This window comes from Halomonas sp. H10-59 (genome assembly GCF_040070555.1).
Classification (GTDB): Bacteria; Pseudomonadota; Gammaproteobacteria; order Pseudomonadales; family Halomonadaceae; genus Halomonas; species Halomonas litopenaei.
This window is the reverse complement of record NZ_CP098828.1, coordinates 1,779,923-1,794,668: the sequence shown is the minus strand read 5'-3', so window position 1 is coordinate 1,794,668 and position 14,746 is coordinate 1,779,923. Positions and strand designations below refer to the sequence as shown.

The 14,746-nt window shown below is 66.0% G+C and carries 14 protein-coding genes; 8 read left to right on the top strand and 6 right to left on the bottom strand.

Annotated elements, in window-relative coordinates; translation table 11 throughout:
* Positions 1-66: 66 nt before the first annotated feature.
* The 5 genes from NFG57_RS08020 to NFG57_RS08000 all read left to right on the top strand — a co-directional run bounded on the left by NFG57_RS08020 (position 67) and on the right by NFG57_RS08000 (position 4,774).
* Complete coding sequence (locus NFG57_RS08020; protein WP_108132724.1) at positions 67-912, top strand: MoxR family ATPase; 846 nt, start codon at positions 67-69, stop codon at positions 910-912.
* Positions 912-2,090: a VWA domain-containing protein gene (locus tag NFG57_RS08015; RefSeq protein WP_124804392.1), complete on the top strand. Its 1,179-nt coding sequence runs from the start codon at positions 912-914 to the stop codon at positions 2,088-2,090. Before NFG57_RS08020 ends, NFG57_RS08015 begins: the two co-directional genes overlap by 1 nt.
* A gap of 157 nt (positions 2,091-2,247) precedes the next feature.
* Positions 2,248-2,880 (top strand): hypothetical protein, encoded by a 633-nt coding sequence (locus NFG57_RS08010; RefSeq protein WP_348815845.1) that lies wholly within the window; start codon positions 2,248-2,250, stop codon positions 2,878-2,880.
* Positions 2,877-3,683 carry a DUF3307 domain-containing protein gene (locus tag NFG57_RS08005; protein WP_124804390.1) on the top strand — a complete coding sequence of 269 codons (807 nt, stop codon included), beginning with the start codon at positions 2,877-2,879 and terminating at the stop codon, positions 3,681-3,683. The genes NFG57_RS08010 and NFG57_RS08005 overlap by 4 nt, the downstream gene beginning before the upstream one ends.
* Before the next feature lie 44 nt (positions 3,684-3,727).
* Entirely contained in the window at positions 3,728-4,774 is a 1,047-nt protein-coding gene (locus tag NFG57_RS08000) for an N-acetylmuramoyl-L-alanine amidase (RefSeq protein WP_348815843.1), read from the top strand.
* A 19-nt stretch (positions 4,775-4,793) separates the two neighbouring features.
* Here the strand turns inward: NFG57_RS08000 and NFG57_RS07995 are convergent, their stop codons facing one another.
* The gene (locus NFG57_RS07995) at positions 4,794-5,387 is read right to left on the bottom strand and encodes a helix-turn-helix domain-containing protein (protein ID WP_348815842.1); all 594 of its coding nucleotides are present in this window, start codon (positions 5,385-5,387) and stop codon (positions 4,794-4,796) included.
* Between the two features lie 292 nt (positions 5,388-5,679).
* Between NFG57_RS07995 and NFG57_RS07990 the strand changes: the two genes are divergently transcribed.
* Positions 5,680-6,891, top strand: coding sequence for a benzoate/H(+) symporter BenE family transporter (locus NFG57_RS07990; RefSeq protein WP_348815840.1), 1,212 nt, complete (start codon positions 5,680-5,682; stop codon positions 6,889-6,891).
* A 134-nt stretch (positions 6,892-7,025) separates the two neighbouring features.
* Here NFG57_RS07990 and NFG57_RS07985 read toward each other — a convergent pair whose 3' ends face one another.
* The gene (locus tag NFG57_RS07985; RefSeq protein ID WP_348815839.1) at positions 7,026-7,511 is read right to left on the bottom strand and encodes a hypothetical protein; all 486 of its coding nucleotides are present in this window, start codon (positions 7,509-7,511) and stop codon (positions 7,026-7,028) included.
* 305 nt (positions 7,512-7,816) lie between these two features.
* On the opposite strand from NFG57_RS07985, the gene NFG57_RS07980 reads away from it, so the two are divergent.
* Entirely contained in the window at positions 7,817-9,538 is a 1,722-nt protein-coding gene (locus NFG57_RS07980) for a proline--tRNA ligase (protein ID WP_348815838.1), read from the top strand.
* A 168-nt stretch (positions 9,539-9,706) separates the two neighbouring features.
* Here the strand turns inward: NFG57_RS07980 and ccoM are convergent, their stop codons facing one another.
* From ccoM to rfaH, 3 genes are all read right to left on the bottom strand, one after another.
* The gene (gene ccoM, locus NFG57_RS07975; protein ID WP_286985057.1) at positions 9,707-9,820 is read right to left on the bottom strand and encodes a cytochrome c oxidase subunit CcoM; all 114 of its coding nucleotides are present in this window, start codon (positions 9,818-9,820) and stop codon (positions 9,707-9,709) included.
* 195 nt (positions 9,821-10,015) lie between these two features.
* The gene (locus NFG57_RS07970; RefSeq protein WP_045994238.1) at positions 10,016-10,522 is read right to left on the bottom strand and encodes a peptidylprolyl isomerase; all 507 of its coding nucleotides are present in this window, start codon (positions 10,520-10,522) and stop codon (positions 10,016-10,018) included.
* A gap of 22 nt (positions 10,523-10,544) precedes the next feature.
* Positions 10,545-11,087, bottom strand: coding sequence for a transcription/translation regulatory transformer protein RfaH (rfaH, locus tag NFG57_RS07965; RefSeq protein WP_045994239.1), 543 nt, complete (start codon positions 11,085-11,087; stop codon positions 10,545-10,547).
* Between the two features lie 215 nt (positions 11,088-11,302).
* Here rfaH and NFG57_RS07960 point away from each other — a divergent pair, with 215 nt between their 5' ends.
* On the top strand, positions 11,303-12,679 hold the full coding sequence (locus NFG57_RS07960; RefSeq protein ID WP_045994240.1) for an MFS transporter: 1,377 nt from the start codon (positions 11,303-11,305) through the stop codon (positions 12,677-12,679).
* Positions 12,680-12,894: 215 nt separating this feature from the next.
* On the opposite strand, the gene NFG57_RS07955 is transcribed toward NFG57_RS07960, so the two are convergent.
* Entirely contained in the window at positions 12,895-14,736 is a 1,842-nt protein-coding gene (locus NFG57_RS07955; protein WP_348815836.1) for an SEC-C domain-containing protein, read from the bottom strand.
* Positions 14,737-14,746: the final 10 nt, after the last annotated feature.

The following is a 14,746-nucleotide window of genomic DNA, read 5'->3' as shown; positions in this document are numbered from 1 at the left end:
CACGGGGCTACCGTACACTCGTTTGAAATCACTTCGTTGCCACTTCGTTATTCAGGATCCTCGCCCATGGCGTTTGACTCGACTTCCACCTACGTCGCCACGGATGCCCTCAAGCAGGCCGTCAATGCCGCGGTAACGCTGAAGCGCCCGCTGTTGATCAAGGGTGAGCCGGGCACCGGCAAGACCTTGCTGGCCGAGGAGCTCGCCGCCTCGCTCGGCACCCGGCTGGTCACCTGGCACATCAAGTCCACCACCAAGGCCGCCCAGGGGCTCTACGAGTACGACGCGGTCAGTCGCCTGCGCGACTCCCAGCTTGGCGTGGAAGGCGTCGACAACGTCGCCAACTACCTGCGTCCGGGCAAGCTGTGGGAAGCCTTCACCGCCGACGAACGGGTGGTGCTGTTGATCGACGAGATCGACAAGGCCGACATCGAGTTCCCCAACGACCTGCTGCAGGAACTCGATCGCATGGAGTTCTTCGTCTACGAGACCGGAGAGACCATTCGCGCCCGTCACCGGCCCATCGTGGTGATCACCTCCAACAACGAGAAGGAGCTGCCCGACGCCTTCCTGCGCCGCTGCTTCTTCCACTACATCGAGTTTCCCGACCGCGCCACCATGGAGCGCATCGTCGCGGTGCACTTCCCGGATATCGCGCCGCGACTGGTCAGCCAGGCGCTGGAGGTGTTCTTCGAGCTGCGCGAGGCGCCGGGGCTCAAGAAGCGCCCGTCGACCTCGGAACTGGTCGACTGGCTGAAGCTTTTGATGGCCGACGAGGTCGCCCGCGAGGCCCTGAGCCAGCGTGATCCGGCCAAGAGCCTGCCGCCGCTGGCCGGCGCCCTGGTCAAGAACGAGCAGGACACCGCTCTGCTGGAGCGCCTCGCCTTCATGGTGCGGCGTCAGGGTCGCTGATGTTTCTCGATCTATTCGACACCCTGCGCCGCCACCAGGTGCCCGTCTCGTTGCGCGAGCTGCTGGATCTGCACGCCGCCGTCGAAGCCGGCGTAGTATTCGCCGATATCGACGACTTCTACCAGCTGGCGCGTACCGTGATGGTCAAGGACGAGCGCCACTTCGACCGTTTCGATCGCGCCTTTGCCGCCTGGATGGGGTCGGTGGAAGGCCTCGATGCGGCCATCGATGCGTTGATCCCTGACGAATGGCTACGCCGTGAATTCGAGCGTCAGCTCAGCGACGAGGAGAAAGCTCAGATCCAGTCGCTGGGTGGGCTTGAAAAGCTGATCGAGACCTTCAAGCAACGCCTGGCCGAGCAGAAGGAGCGCCACGCCGGCGGCAACAAGTGGATCGGCACCGGCGGCACCAGCCCCTTCGGCGCCTACGGCTACAATCCCGAGGGCGTACGCATCGGCCAGGATGGCTCGCGCCATCGGCGTGCGGTCAAGGTCTGGGACGAGCGGCGCTTTCGCGACTACGACGACGACCAGGCGCTGGGGCCGCGCAACATCAAGATGGCGCTGCGTCGCCTGCGTCGCTTCGCCCGCCAGGGGGCGCTCGAGGAATTCGACATCGACGCCACCATCCGCGATACCGCACGGGACGCCGGTCTGCTCAACCTGCGCATGCGCCCGCCGCGTCACAACGCGGTCAAGGTGCTGCTGTTTCTCGACGTGGGCGGGTCCATGGACGACCACATCCGCGTCTGCGAGGAGCTGTTCTCGGCGGCGCGCTCCGAGTTCAAGCACCTGGAGCACTTCTACTTCCACAACTGCCTCTACGAGGGCGTCTGGCGCAACAACGCCCGACGCCACAAGGAGCGTTTCTCGACCTGGGAGTTGATGCGCACCTACGGTGCCGACTATCAGGTGGTGGTGGTCGGCGATGCGTCGATGTCGCCCTACGAGATCACCCATCCCGGCGGCAGCGTGGAGCACTTCAACGAGGAACCGGGCGGGGTCTGGCTCAGGCGCCTGGCCGAGCGCTACCCGCGACTGGTCTGGCTCAACCCCAACCCACCACGCTATTGGGAGTACACTCCTTCGACCCGGCTGATTCGCGAGCTGATCCACGAGCGCATGTATCCCATGACGCTGGAGGGACTGGATGAAGCGATGCGCGAACTGGCGCGCTGACCATGGTGTTGCTGGGGGACCGGACAGTTGGCACCACCTCGCCGTCGCCCGCAATAACCACAACAGGCAATTTCGTGAGAAAATAGCCGAAAAAAGCTATAAATAGGCGTAATAGGTCTCTAGCGCTATCCGCGCTCACCACGGAGCCATCCGCGTCATGTCCGATCCCATCATCGCTGTACTCACCGGCGACCTGATTGCCTCTCGTCAACGTGATCGCGAGGCCCTCTACCGCTGCCTCGATGACACCCTCGGGGCCCTGGCCAGACGCCACGACGGCGACTTCCACCGCTTTCGTGGCGATGGCTTCCAACTGGCCATCCGCCAGGGCGACCGGGGCCTTGAGGCGGCGGTGGCATTGCGCGCCAGCCTGATCGGCCAGAGTCCAGTCCACGAACGCTGGGACGCTCGTGTCGCCGTCGCCCGGGGCCCGGCGGACTGGGCCCCAGGCGCCCCCCTGGCCGACGCCGATGATCCCCCCTTCATGGCCTCAGGGCAGGCCCTGGACGGTCTGTCCGCCAATGGCGCTCACCTTGGCTTCGCCCCGTCCGGGACCACCGCCGAGTCGCTGCTGATACGCTATCTCGACGAGATGATCGACGCCTGGTCCGCCCCCTCCGCTCAGGCGGTGGCCCTCAGCCTGGCCGAGCCCGAGCTGACCCAGGCCGAGATGGCCGGCCGACTGGGCATCCGCCAGCCCAGTGTCCACAAGCGACTGAAGACCGCCCGTTGGGCACTGCTGAGCGATACCCTGGCCTGTCTGGCGTCGGCGGCGCAGGAGCGCACATGAACACTCTGGTCCTGGATCTCGCACCAGCGTCATCGTCGTCGCTGTCGCTTCTACTGGCCCTGCTGCTGGCGCACCTGCTTGGCGACTTCGTGCTGCAACCGGATCGCTGGGTAGCGGATAGACAGGCCCGCGGCATACGCAGTCCCAGTCTGGCACTGCATGCTCTGGTGCATGCCGTCCTTGCCTGGCTTGCGCTGTGCGCCTTGCAGTCTGTCGCCGGTATCGACGACGGCATCGACGCCACCTTGGCGGCCATGATGCTGGGGCTCGCCCACTGGACGATCGACGCCGCCAAGACCAAGGCGACGCGACGCTGGCCCACCCGGCAACTTGGCCTGTTCATGCTCGACCAGGGCCTGCACGGCGCGACCATCGTGGTGGTGTGGCTGTGGCTCGTCGGTAGCCTGTCGCCACTGACAGCGATGCTTGCACACCTGAGTACACCGTCCTCGCTGCTCCTGCTGCTCGCCTATCTGCTGGTCACCCGGCCCATGGCGGTCGCCATCGCCCTGGCCATGGCCCCCCTGGCTCGACAACTCAAGGCACCCGGTACGCTGGATCGGGCCGGCGCCCGCATCGGCATCCTCGAGCGCCTGCTGGTACTGACCCTGACCCTGCTCGACCAACTCACCGCCGTCGGCTTTCTGCTGGCGGCCAAGTCCGTGCTGCGTTTTGGTGACCTGAAGGAGAGCCGAGACCGCAAGTTGACCGAGTATGTGCTGCTGGGAACCCTGGCCAGCGTCACCAGCACCCTGGTGCTTGGCCTGCTGGTGCGACTGTGGCTCGGAGGCCAAGGCGGATGACAGAACGGATGCCAAAGTGCATGACAGAACGGATGCCAAAGCGCATGACAAGGTGGCTGATCGGGTGGCTGACCAAGTGTATAAGGAAGTGGACAAGGAAAAACGCCACGGTCTTCGTGACTGCGCCGGGGCATCTCCGCGATCGACGCAGGCCTGGGCTGCTTGTAGGCGCCCTGCTCGTTTCACTGATCGGGCTTGCCGGCTGCGACCTTGCCGGCGGCCTGGCCACCGAGGCGCTGATCCAGCGGGGCCCCGCCCTGGAGCCGCGCGACGGCTATGTGGTGGACCATCGCCATCCGGCTCGGGGCCACAATAGCCGCGTGCACTTCCTGATCCTGCACTACACCGACGAGAACCAGGCCGACTCACTGCGCGCCCTGACCGGACCCCGGGTATCGAGCCACTACCTGGTGCCGCTGCCCACACGACGCCTGCAGAATACCCCGGTGGTGTTCCAGCTCGTGCCCGAGAGCCGCCGTGCCTGGCACGCCGGCGCCAGCCGCTGGGGCAATCGCGTGGGGCTCAACGACACCTCCATCGGCATCGAGATCGTCAACCAGGGGCCCGATCGCCCCTGGGTCGGCAGCGAGCTAGATGCCCCCGAGGGCCCGGTGCGCTGGGCAAGCTACCCCGGTGACCAGCTCAACGCCTTGATTCCGCTGGCCCGGGATATCATCGAGCGTCACCGGATCGCCCCGGAGCACGTGCTGGCGCACTCCGACGTGGCACCGCTGCGCAAGCTCGACCCGGGGCCGGCCTTTCCCTGGCGCAAGCTTCACGAGGCCGGCATCGGCGCCTGGCCCGAGGCCCCGCGCGTCGCCCACTACCGCAGCCGCTTCGAGCGTGAACCACCGGCGCTGATCGAATGGCAGCGGGCGCTGGCCGCCTGGGGCTACGGGATCGAAGCCAGTGGCGTGTGGGATGACGCCAGTCGCGCCACCCTGCGGGCCTTCCAACTGCACTTTCGACCGGCGAACTTCGATGGCCAGCCAGACGCCGACAGCGCGGCAAGGCTATGGGCCCTGCTCGAGCGCTATCGACCCGAGGCGCTGGAGCAATTGGAACAAGGAGCGCAACGGAAAGCACTCTGACGACGTGACGGGACGAGCTTCAACCGGAACCGTCGCTGGCGGCACCGGGTAGATAGTGGATCACATCGTGAAAGCGCAGCGTCCCCGGCCCCTCATTGCGCATCAGGTGGGGACGATCGGCGAAGAAGCGCAGCCCCTCCCCCGCCTTCAACAGATGCCAGTCGTCGTCGATCGCCAGCACCAGCTCGCCCTCCACCACCACCAGATGCTCCACCACCCCCGGCGCATGGGGACTCGAAGCGCTCTCGGCGCCTTCGGCCAGCTCGATCTCGAACATCTCGAAACCCAGCATGGGATCATAGGGAAACAGCAGCTTGGCGCGCATGCCGCCGCTGTCCCTGCCCCATACCGAATCGTCGATACTCACGCGCCGTTCTTCCAGGGGGCCGTCCATGGCCCGTGTCGGGCTCCCGAACAGCGACGAGAAGCTGACCCGAAAGCCGCTGGCGATACGCCATAGCGTGGCGACGGTGGGACTCGACTCGCCACGCTCGATCTGGCCGAGCATGGCCTTGCTGACGCCGGTTTCGCGAGCGGCACGCTCGAGACTCCAGCCCTGAGCCTGGCGCAGTCCCTTCAGGGTGGTGGCGATATGGTCGGCAATATCCTGCATGGCGGCCTCCAGAAAGGTCGGCCCAGTATACGCAAGGTTTACGCCGCTGGCCCGCCGTCGCTTGCGGTCAGCACACCACACCTTACGCGCCACGACTCCTGCCTCTTGTTCCTCTTCTCTTGTTCCTCGTCTCTCGTCTCTTCTCTCTTCTCTCTTCTCTCTTCTCTCTTCTCTCTTCTCTCACTTCAGCATGCTTGTGCGTTATAACGTCCACTGCTAGCCTTGGACGTTATAACGCACAAACACCAATGTACCCGCTCCGCGGTTTCCCTGGCTTTTTCTGGACCGTCTCATGAAAGCTTCGCCAAGTTCACTGGCCGCCAAGGCTGGCCAGACGCATCGCCCGAAGATGCTCGACGACCTTCATCCCTCCACGCTGGCCGCCGGGTTCGCCGCGGTCTTGATCGGCTACGCCAGTTCCGCCGCGATCATCTTCCAGGCGGCCCAGGCCGCCGCTATCGATCAGGCCCAGATCGGCTCCTGGATGTGGGCCCTGGGCATCGGCATGGGTGTGACATCGCTGGGGCTGTCCTGGCGCTATCGCATGCCGCTGCTGACCGCCTGGTCGACGCCCGGGGCGGCGTTGCTGGTGACCCAGTTGCCCGGCGTGCCCTTCGACCAGGCCGTCGGTGCCTTCCTGCTGTCATCGCTGCTGATGCTCGCCGTCGCCGCCAGCGGCCTGGTCGAGCGCATCATGGCGGTGGTGCCGGCGTCGATCGCCTCGGCCATGCTGGCCGGCATCCTGTTGCCCTTCGTGCTGGAAGTCTTCACCACCGTGCAGACGGACCCCTGGCTGCCGCTGGCTCTGCTGGGTGTATGGATGCTGTGCCGCCGCCTGGCGCCACGCCTGGCCATCGTCACGGTCCTGGCCGCGGGGGTGGCGCTGTGCCTGGGCCGCGGCGACTTGAGTCTGGCGGGTGTTGCCGTGAGTCTGACCCGTCCCGCCTGGGTGACCCCGGCCTTCGATCCTGTGGTGTGCCTGGGTATCGGCATACCGCTGTTCGCGGTCACCCTGACCACCCAGAACCTGCCGGGGTTCGCCATGGTCAGAAGCGCTGGCTTTACGCCGCCGGTGGCGGCAAGCCTGGGGGCCACCGGCCTGGCGTCGCTGCTGATGGCACCCTTCAGTGGCCACGGCGTCAACATGGCGGCGATCAGCGCGGCCCCCTGCCTTGGCGAAGAGGCCCACCGCGAGCCTGGGCGACGCTACACCGCCGGCATTGCGGCGGGAATGGGCTATCTGCTGCTGGGCGCCCTGGGGGCGACGGTGGCGTCGTTGTTCGACGCCCTGCCCAGCGCCATGATCGCGGTGGTGGCGGGACTTGCGCTGATGGCCACCCTGGGCGGTGCGCTACGTACCGCCTTCAGCGACGGCGACAACCTGGACGCGGTGCTGGTCACCTTCGCCATCACCGCATCGCCATTGACCCTGGCGGGCATCGGCTCGGCCTTCTGGGGCCTGGTGGCGGGGCTGATCGTGCTGAGACTGCAGCGCAGGCGCTGAGTCGGGGGCGGTAGAGATTGCGGGAAGGATGCTGCGGGGGCGGCCGCTCAGGCGGCGATGGAAGAATCACAAGACAAGGGAAGAACCACAGGAGCAGCCGCCGGGTGCTGCGCGCGCACCCGGCGTGATCGATCTCAGCCGTCCAGCGACACGCTGTCGGGCGAGGTACTGGCTGGCGAGGCATTGGCTGGCAAACCACGGCCAGCGTGGGTCGCCTCGTCACTGGCCATGCGCACCATGGCCAGGGCCTCATCCAGGCTCTCGACCTGCTCGACACGCACCAGCTCGTCGCTCAGCTTGACCTCGGTACCGACACGTTCGCTGACCAGCCGCTCGAGGCTCGCCAGATCGCGTCCCTCGCCCATGGGCAGAGAATCGACGCTGGCGGAGCCCGTACCCGGCAGGTAGATGGTGCCGTTGGAGAAGTCCACCGCGTAGGCGATCACCCCGGGCACGATAAAGAACAGCAGGCCGACGCCGTTGGCCACCGCCACCACCGGGTCGATGCGACCACTGATCTGCCCCTTGCGTTCAGGGTGAAAGACGGTGCCGCAGCCGACGAGCGAGGTCAGGGTGGTGGCAAGCACCAGGCCGGTAAGCAGACGGGGCGGACGCAGCATGAACAACTTCCTCTTGCAGTAATCTGGCATAAATGACGGAAAGCGGTGCCGACAACGGCTCGACCGCTGCCCAGCATGATAAAACTCATGCGCATCCTACCACGTTCGCCACCCTTCGCTCCTTGTCGCCACCAACGGTGGCGGTTGCTTTTGCCGGCATGACACCTTCCCCGTACAATGCACGTCACTTTCATGGCCGGATGCGAGTCGCCGAGGATGCCCCTCGACGGCCATCGACGGGACAGCCTGCTGTCCTGCTCGCCTCCAGCGCTTACCAGACTCGATGTGAAGGAACCTGCGGACCCATGCGCGCCACCGAACTTCTGATCAGTACCCTGAAGGAAACTCCTGCCGACGCCGAGGTCATCAGCCACCAGCTGATGCTGCGCGCGGGCATGATTCGCCGCCTCACCTCCGGCCTGTACACCTGGCTGCCGCTGGGCCTTCGCACCCTGCGCAAGGTGGAGCGTATCGTGCGCGAGGAGATGGACCGTGCCGGCGCCCAGGAGCTGCTGATGCCGGCGGTGCAGCCGGCCGAGCTGTGGCAGGAGTCCGGCCGCTGGGAGCAGTACGGTCCGGAACTGCTGCGCCTGAAGGATCGACACCAGCGTGACTACTGCGTCGGCCCGACCCACGAAGAGGTGATCACCGACCTGGTACGCAAGGAGATCGCCAGCTACAAGCAGCTGCCGGCCAACTTCTACCAGATCCAGACCAAGTTCCGTGACGAAATCCGTCCGCGCTTCGGGGTCATGCGCTCGCGTGAGTTCATCATGAAGGACGCCTACTCCTTCCACCTGGACGAGGCCTCGCTCAAGGACACCTACCAGAAGATGTACGACGCCTACGTGCGCATCTTCACTCGCCTGGGTCTCGACTTCCGTCCGGTGATCGCCGACAACGGCTCCATCGGCGGTACCGGCTCCCACGAATTCCACGTACTGGCCGACTCCGGCGAGGACGATATCGTCTTCTCCACCGAGTCCGACTACGCTGCCAACATGGAAAAGGCCGAGGCCCTGCCTGCGCCCCTGGACAGCGATGCCCGCCGCGCCGAGCCCGCCGAGGAGCTGAGGCTGGTCGACACCCCCAATGCCAAGACCATCGCCACCCTGGTCGAGCAGCACGGCCTGCCCATCGAGAAGACCATCAAGACCCTGATGGTGCACGGCCACGAGGGCGGCCTGGTGGCGCTGCTGGTGCGCGGTGATCATGAACTCAACGAGGTCAAGGCCGAACACCTCGAGGAGGTGGCGACACCGCTGACCATGGCTAGCGAAGAAGAGATCCGCGCCGCCGTTGGCGCCGGCCCCGGCTCGCTGGGCCCGGTCGGGCTCGAGATGCCGATCGTCATCGATCGCAGCGTGGCGCTGATGAGCGACTTCGGCGCCGGTGCCAACGTCGACGGCAAGCACTACTTCGGCATCAACTGGGAGCGCGACGTGGCCCTGCCCAAGGTCGCCGACCTGCGTAACGTGGTCGAGGGTGACCCGTCACCCGACGGCAAGGGCGTGCTATCGATCAAGCGCGGCATCGAGGTAGGCCACGTGTTCCAGCTCGGTCGCAAGTACAGCGAGGCGATGAACGCCACCGTGCTGGGCGACGAAGGCAAGGCGGTTCACCCCTGGATGGGCTGCTACGGCATCGGCATCACCCGCGTGGTGGCCTCTGCCATCGAGCAGAACCACGACCAGGGCGGGATCATCTGGCCCGACGCCATCGCCCCCTTCCATATCGCCATCGTGCCGATGAACGCCCACAAGTCCCAGCGCGTGCGCGAGACCAGCGAGCGCCTGCATGACGAACTCAGCGCCGCCGGCTTCGACGTGCTGCTGGATGATCGTGATCTGCGTCCCGGCGTGCGCTTCGCCGATCAGGAACTGATGGGCCTGCCCCATCGACTGGTGGTGGGCGATCGCAGCCTCGACAAGGGTGAGCTCGAGTACAAGGGTCGCCGTGACAGCGAGGCCACCATGGTGCCCGCCGACGAGATCGTCGAGTTCCTCAAGCAGCGCGTCGCCCGTTAAGGCCCCGCGTGGCGCGCCGCGGCTTGTCGCGGCGCGCCTGGCAGGCGGGTCCAGAGGAATTCAGGCGAGTTCAGGTGATCTCAGAAGCAATGAACCAAAAAAAAACCGACCCCGAAGGGTCGGTTGAAAAAGGGGGATGACTCCCCCTCCCCTGACGCTGGTTGACGACTATCGCTTGCGACGGTGAGCGTCGCGGATGATAAAAGCGATCCAGCCGGCCATGAAGGCCACAGAGAGAGCGACGGCACCCAGCCCGAAAATGACGGCGTTGTCGACGTACATGGCGCTGTCCTCCTGTCTCTGTGTCGATGAATTCATGGTACCCGGTCGGCCCTTGAATTGTGCTGACCTGCGTCAAGGGTGACCGCGAGACATCGGCCCGCCATGACGACGAAAAAGCCGCCTTCAAAAGGCGGCTTTTTCGTCGTCTGTGGCACCCTTTCAGCGAGAGCGCCTCCAGCTACCACTGCCGGGACCCTAGAGGACCTTGCGGTCCTCCACCTCGGAGGCCTCGGTGCCGGGCGGCAGCGGGTGCCCCTTAGCCAGTTCGGCGCGGGTCGCCTGGCGAATATCGAGCACCTCGAGGCGATACGACAGGGTCTCCCCGGCCAGGGGGTGGTTGGTGTCCACCACCACGCTGTCCCCCTTGACCTCCACCACGCTGACGATCTGCGGGCCGGCATCGCCGGGAGTCTGGAAGCACATGCCGGGGCGCAGATCGGTGCCGGGAAAGGCCTGGCGCCCCACCTCGCGCACCAGCGACTCGTCGCGCAGGCCATAGGCCTCGGCCGGGGACAGGGTGACGCTGAGGCGGCTGCCGACCTCGGCGTCGACCAGGGCGCGCTCGAGGCCTTCCATCAGGTTGCCGTGACCGTGCAGATACTCCAGCGGCTCATCGCGCTTCCAGGAATCGTCCAGGACGTCGCCCTGCTGGTTGCTCAGGACATAGTGCAGACGCACCACACACTGGGGAGAAATTCTCATCTCGGGCTCCTTGGGGTCGACATCAGTCCTGGCGCTTGAGCGCGGCGACGGGCATTTCCAGGCGCTGCTGGCGATGCAGCATGTTGAGCAGCACGATCGCCCGCTCTTCGCCCTTGTGGCTCTCGAACACCGCCTTGAGGTCCTTGAAGGGTCCGTCGGTGATCTCCACCGACTCTCCGGCCCGGAAGTAAAGCTGGCCAGGATCGTCGTCCTTGGCTTCGCCGTGCTGGCGCAGCAGGTCGATCAGCTCATCGCTGACCGGCACCGGCATCGACAGCCCGAAGGTCACGATCTTCAACACTCCGCGGGTCGAGCGAATCGGGCGCCAGTTGCTCTCGACCTGGTCGAGCCGCAGAAACAGATAGTAGGGGAACAGCGGCTCCTCGACCCAGGTCAGCTTGTTGCGGCGCTTCTTCTGCACCTCCAGCACTGGATGAAAGAGCTCGTATCCCTGGTTGGCCAGATGCTCGGCGGCCCGGAACGACTCTCCGCCCTTGCACTGGACCACGTACCAGCGCGGGGTGGCATCGCCCCCCAGGCCCGCCTCGATATTGCTGTGACTCATGTGACTCCTTCCAGACTCAACCACCACCAGCCACCAAGCCGGCAGTATCGCCTGTCATTGACGCGGTTCCCGGTGCGTTGCCGACGGCCCTTGATGATCACCGCTGGTATCGCCCCTGCGGCTTTGCAACAATTCGTCGAGCCGCACCGAGATGTTGCGCGCATTTTACCATTCGGAAGGCGGCCTGTGGCCGACCAACTGCAAGGAGGCTATCCATGCCCACCTCGTCCGGCCAGCATCCCTGGGTCGACGCCCTGCGCGTCTACCTGCGATTACCCGTGCTGGCCATGCTGTTTCTGGGCTTTTCTGCGGGCCTTCCCTTTCTGCTGGTGTTCTCCACCCTGACCACCTGGCTGCGTACCAGCGGGGTCGAGGTCGCCGCCATCGGTTTCTTCTCGTGGATTGGACTGCTGTACTCGATAAAGTTCTTCTGGGCACCGGTGGTGGACGCCTTCCGCCTGCCGCTGCTGACCCGCCTGCTGGGCCAGCGGCGCAGCTGGATGCTTGCCGGCCAGGCGCTGATCATGGGCGGCCTGCTGGGCCTTTCGTCACTCGACCCGGCCTCCCAGCTCGGCGCGGTGGCGCTGTTTGCGCTGATGGTGGCCTTCGGCTCGGCCACCCAGGACATCGCCATCGACGCCTTTCGTATCGAGTCGGCCGAGGACGAGGTCCAGGCAGCGATGGCGTCCACCTACATCATCGGCTATCGCGGCGGCCTGATCATGGCCGGTGCAGGGGCGCTGTATCTGGCGTCGGCCTTCTCCTGGCAGGTGTCCTATCAGTGCATGGCGGCACTGACGGCGGTGGGCATGATCACCGTACTGCTGCGTCCCGAGCCGCCGCGCCAACCGCTGGCCAGTCGCCTGGCCAAGGAGCCCCGGGTGCGCGCCTTCCTGCGCGCCAGCCGCGGCCGGCCCGCATGGGTCCGGCGCACCGGCGCCTGGTTGATCGGCTCCGTGGTCTGCCCCTTTCTCGACTTCTTCGGGCGCTTCGGACTGGGCGCACTGGGACTTTTGCTGTTTATCGGCATCTATCGCATCAGCGACCTGGCGATGGCCTCGATGGCCTATCCGCTCTACGTCGACCTGGGCTTCAGCCTCGACACCATCGCCACCGTGACCAAGGTGTTCGGCGTCATCATGAGCCTCCTCGGCGGGCTAGTCGGCGGGGTGCTGGTGGTGCGCTACGGCATCGGACGCATCCTGGTGCTCGGCGCTACGGCCACCGTGCTGACCAACCTGATGTTCGCCTGGCTGGCGCTCAGTGGCGCCCAGCACTCGCTGCTGGTGCTCACTATCGTCGGCGACAACCTCAGCAATGGCCTGGCAAGCGCGGTGTTCATCGCCTTCCTGTCGAGCCTGACCTCGCGGGCCTACACGGCCACCCAGTACGCCCTGTTCTCGTCGTTGATGACGCTGCCCGGAAAGTTCCTGTCAGGCTTTGGCGGGCTGGTGGTGGAGGGAATGGGCTACCCGAGCTTCTTCGTGCTGGCCTCGGCGCTGGGCGTACCGGCCATCCTGATGGCGCTGTGGGTCTGGCGACACCATGTGCGCGACCCAGGGGATCACGCCGTCAGCCTCGACAAGCCATGACGCCATCGATGCAGCGTGCATAACCAAAAGAGGGCCGACGTTGTCGGCCCTCTTTTTCCATGGTGCTTCAGCGTTCGGTCTCGTACCTGGGGGTCTGAGTAGACCTTCGGCGCTACGCGCCCCAACGCTCAGCCGGAGCCGTCATCCAGCGCAGGCAGCGATCCCCCCCCATTGCTGAAGCCGCCTTGTAGTACGCCCTTGAACAGGGCTTGCGATCAACCGCGCCGTCCGCTGCGCTCTTCCAGCCAGGCCAGCGCGCCCGGTGTGCTGCGCCACTGATCGCGCATCAGGGTACGGTACTGCCAGGCCTCGGCGCGGGTGCCGGGCTCGGCCAGCTGGCCATTGCCGGGGATGGCGCCACGTTTGGGGTTGTCGCTGCAGAGAAGCGCCACCGCGTGGGCGTTGTGGCGCTGGGCGCTCTCCAATGCCAGGGCCGCGTCGTCGAGCTGGCCCAGTCGGTACAGCGCCAGCACCTGCCCCATGTACATGCCCAGCAGCGGCGTCTCGTCATCGGCAGGACCGACCTCCAAGGCCTGGCGGCTGATCTCCAGCGCCTCGTCGTCGCGGCCTTCACGCAGCAACTGGTCGAGCACCAGCTCGCGCAGCCCCAGACTGTCCTGCTCGTCCAGCGACAGCAGCAGCTCGGCCAGTTCCCGCGAGTGCTGGCGGGAGCCGCGTTCCATGCCCACCACCAGCGCAAGCCCCGCCCGCAGAAGCTGGGCGTTGTCTTCCTGGTCCCACTGGAAGGCGCCGTCGCCACTCTGACGAATCTGCAGAAGCCAGCGTTCGAGACGCTCGGCCAGGGGCTCGAACAGACTCGGGGCCATCCACGGCAGACTGCCAAAACGGCTGGTCAGCGCCAGCGACACCGACTGCAGTACCGCCGGTGAATCAAGCTGTTCGGGGTTGGCGCACAGCGCCGGCAACCAGGCTGCGGCATTGAACCACGGATCTCCGAGAAAGCCCATCGGCGCATCCGGGTCCACGTCGACCTGGAAACCCTCCTGGAAGGCGGCGAACAGCGTGTCCTCCCGCGCCGTGGAGCGATACAGCAACTGCCCGTCTTCCTCCACCACCTTGATCGGCGGGGGCGGCGGCAACTCCGCCAGCAGGGTCTGCAGGCCCACCAGGGGCTCGCCGAGATCCTCTTCGGCGCACAGCAGCTGATCGGCCAGGGTGGCGCCGGGGTTGTCGGCCAGGTCCGCCAGGAACTGCAGCTGGTCGGGGTCCAGATCACCCTGGCGGGTCAGCCGCCGTAGCCAGAAGCGCGAGCGCTCCATGGCTTCCTCGTCGTGACCTTCGTGGAGCAGCAGCATGGCCTCGATATAGGCCAGGGTCGGCGAATCGGGAAGGGCCTGCTGGGCACGCACGAAGGCCGAGCGAGCACTGTCGAGATCGTCGTTGTCCAGGTGCATCAGACACAGCCGCTCCAGCGCCACGCCACGCAGGAACATCGGTCCCCGCTCCAGCACCTCGTCCAGCAGCGCCTCGCGCTTGCGGTGGAAACCGCGCTCCTGGAAAAGGTCCAGCAGGATCTCGAAGGCGGGCTCGGCCTGTTCCGGCAGGCGCTCCCAGTCGGCATTGTCGAACAGTGACTCGAGGATCTGCTGGGCACGTCCCCGCTGGCCCGATTCGGCGGCGATCAGCCCTGCCTCCAATAGCGCCTGGGCAGGGGCGCGACCACTGGCCAGGGCAGCCTTCAGCGTCTCCCCTTTCCACTCCCTCAGCGACAGCATCCACATCAGATGAGGCGGCAGGTGACCGGTCAGGCTGACGGCGCCGCAGCACTGCTTCATCTTGCGTCCAGAGTCGCACCAGCAAGGTTCGTTGCGGCCAGGGCGTGCCAGGGTTTCACAGGCGAAGTCGAGACGTGCCAGGGGCGTCTGGGACCACAGTTCGGGAGCCAGCGCCTGGGCCAGGGCCTTGTCACCGCCCACGCAGGCAGGCCCCTCCTCGCGCGCCCAGCTCATCAAGCTCGGATAGCGTTCATCCTGCCGAATGGCTGCCAGGGCGCCCGCGGCAAAACCCAGCAGTTGATCCACCCATAACGCCAGCATCGCTATCTCC

Coding starts and splice junctions, on each gene's coding strand:
- NFG57_RS08020 (WP_108132724.1), top strand. CDS start 67: ATGGCGTTTGACTCGACTTCCACCTACGTCGCCACGGATGCCCTCAAG.
- NFG57_RS08015 (WP_124804392.1), top strand. CDS start 912: ATGTTTCTCGATCTATTCGACACCCTGCGCCGCCACCAGGTGCCCGTC.
- NFG57_RS08010 (WP_348815845.1), top strand. CDS start 2,248: ATGTCCGATCCCATCATCGCTGTACTCACCGGCGACCTGATTGCCTCT.
- NFG57_RS08005 (WP_124804390.1), top strand. CDS start 2,877: ATGAACACTCTGGTCCTGGATCTCGCACCAGCGTCATCGTCGTCGCTG.
- NFG57_RS08000 (WP_348815843.1), top strand. CDS start 3,728: ATGACAAGGTGGCTGATCGGGTGGCTGACCAAGTGTATAAGGAAGTGG.
- NFG57_RS07995 (WP_348815842.1), bottom strand. CDS start 5,387: ATGCAGGATATTGCCGACCATATCGCCACCACCCTGAAGGGACTGCGC.
- NFG57_RS07990 (WP_348815840.1), top strand. CDS start 5,680: ATGAAAGCTTCGCCAAGTTCACTGGCCGCCAAGGCTGGCCAGACGCAT.
- NFG57_RS07985 (WP_348815839.1), bottom strand. CDS start 7,511: ATGCTGCGTCCGCCCCGTCTGCTTACCGGCCTGGTGCTTGCCACCACC.
- NFG57_RS07980 (WP_348815838.1), top strand. CDS start 7,817: ATGCGCGCCACCGAACTTCTGATCAGTACCCTGAAGGAAACTCCTGCC.
- ccoM (WP_286985057.1), bottom strand. CDS start 9,820: ATGTACGTCGACAACGCCGTCATTTTCGGGCTGGGTGCCGTCGCTCTC.
- NFG57_RS07970 (WP_045994238.1), bottom strand. CDS start 10,522: ATGAGAATTTCTCCCCAGTGTGTGGTGCGTCTGCACTATGTCCTGAGC.
- rfaH (WP_045994239.1), bottom strand. CDS start 11,087: ATGAGTCACAGCAATATCGAGGCGGGCCTGGGGGGCGATGCCACCCCG.
- NFG57_RS07960 (WP_045994240.1), top strand. CDS start 11,303: ATGCCCACCTCGTCCGGCCAGCATCCCTGGGTCGACGCCCTGCGCGTC.
- NFG57_RS07955 (WP_348815836.1), bottom strand. CDS start 14,736: ATGCTGGCGTTATGGGTGGATCAACTGCTGGGTTTTGCCGCGGGCGCC.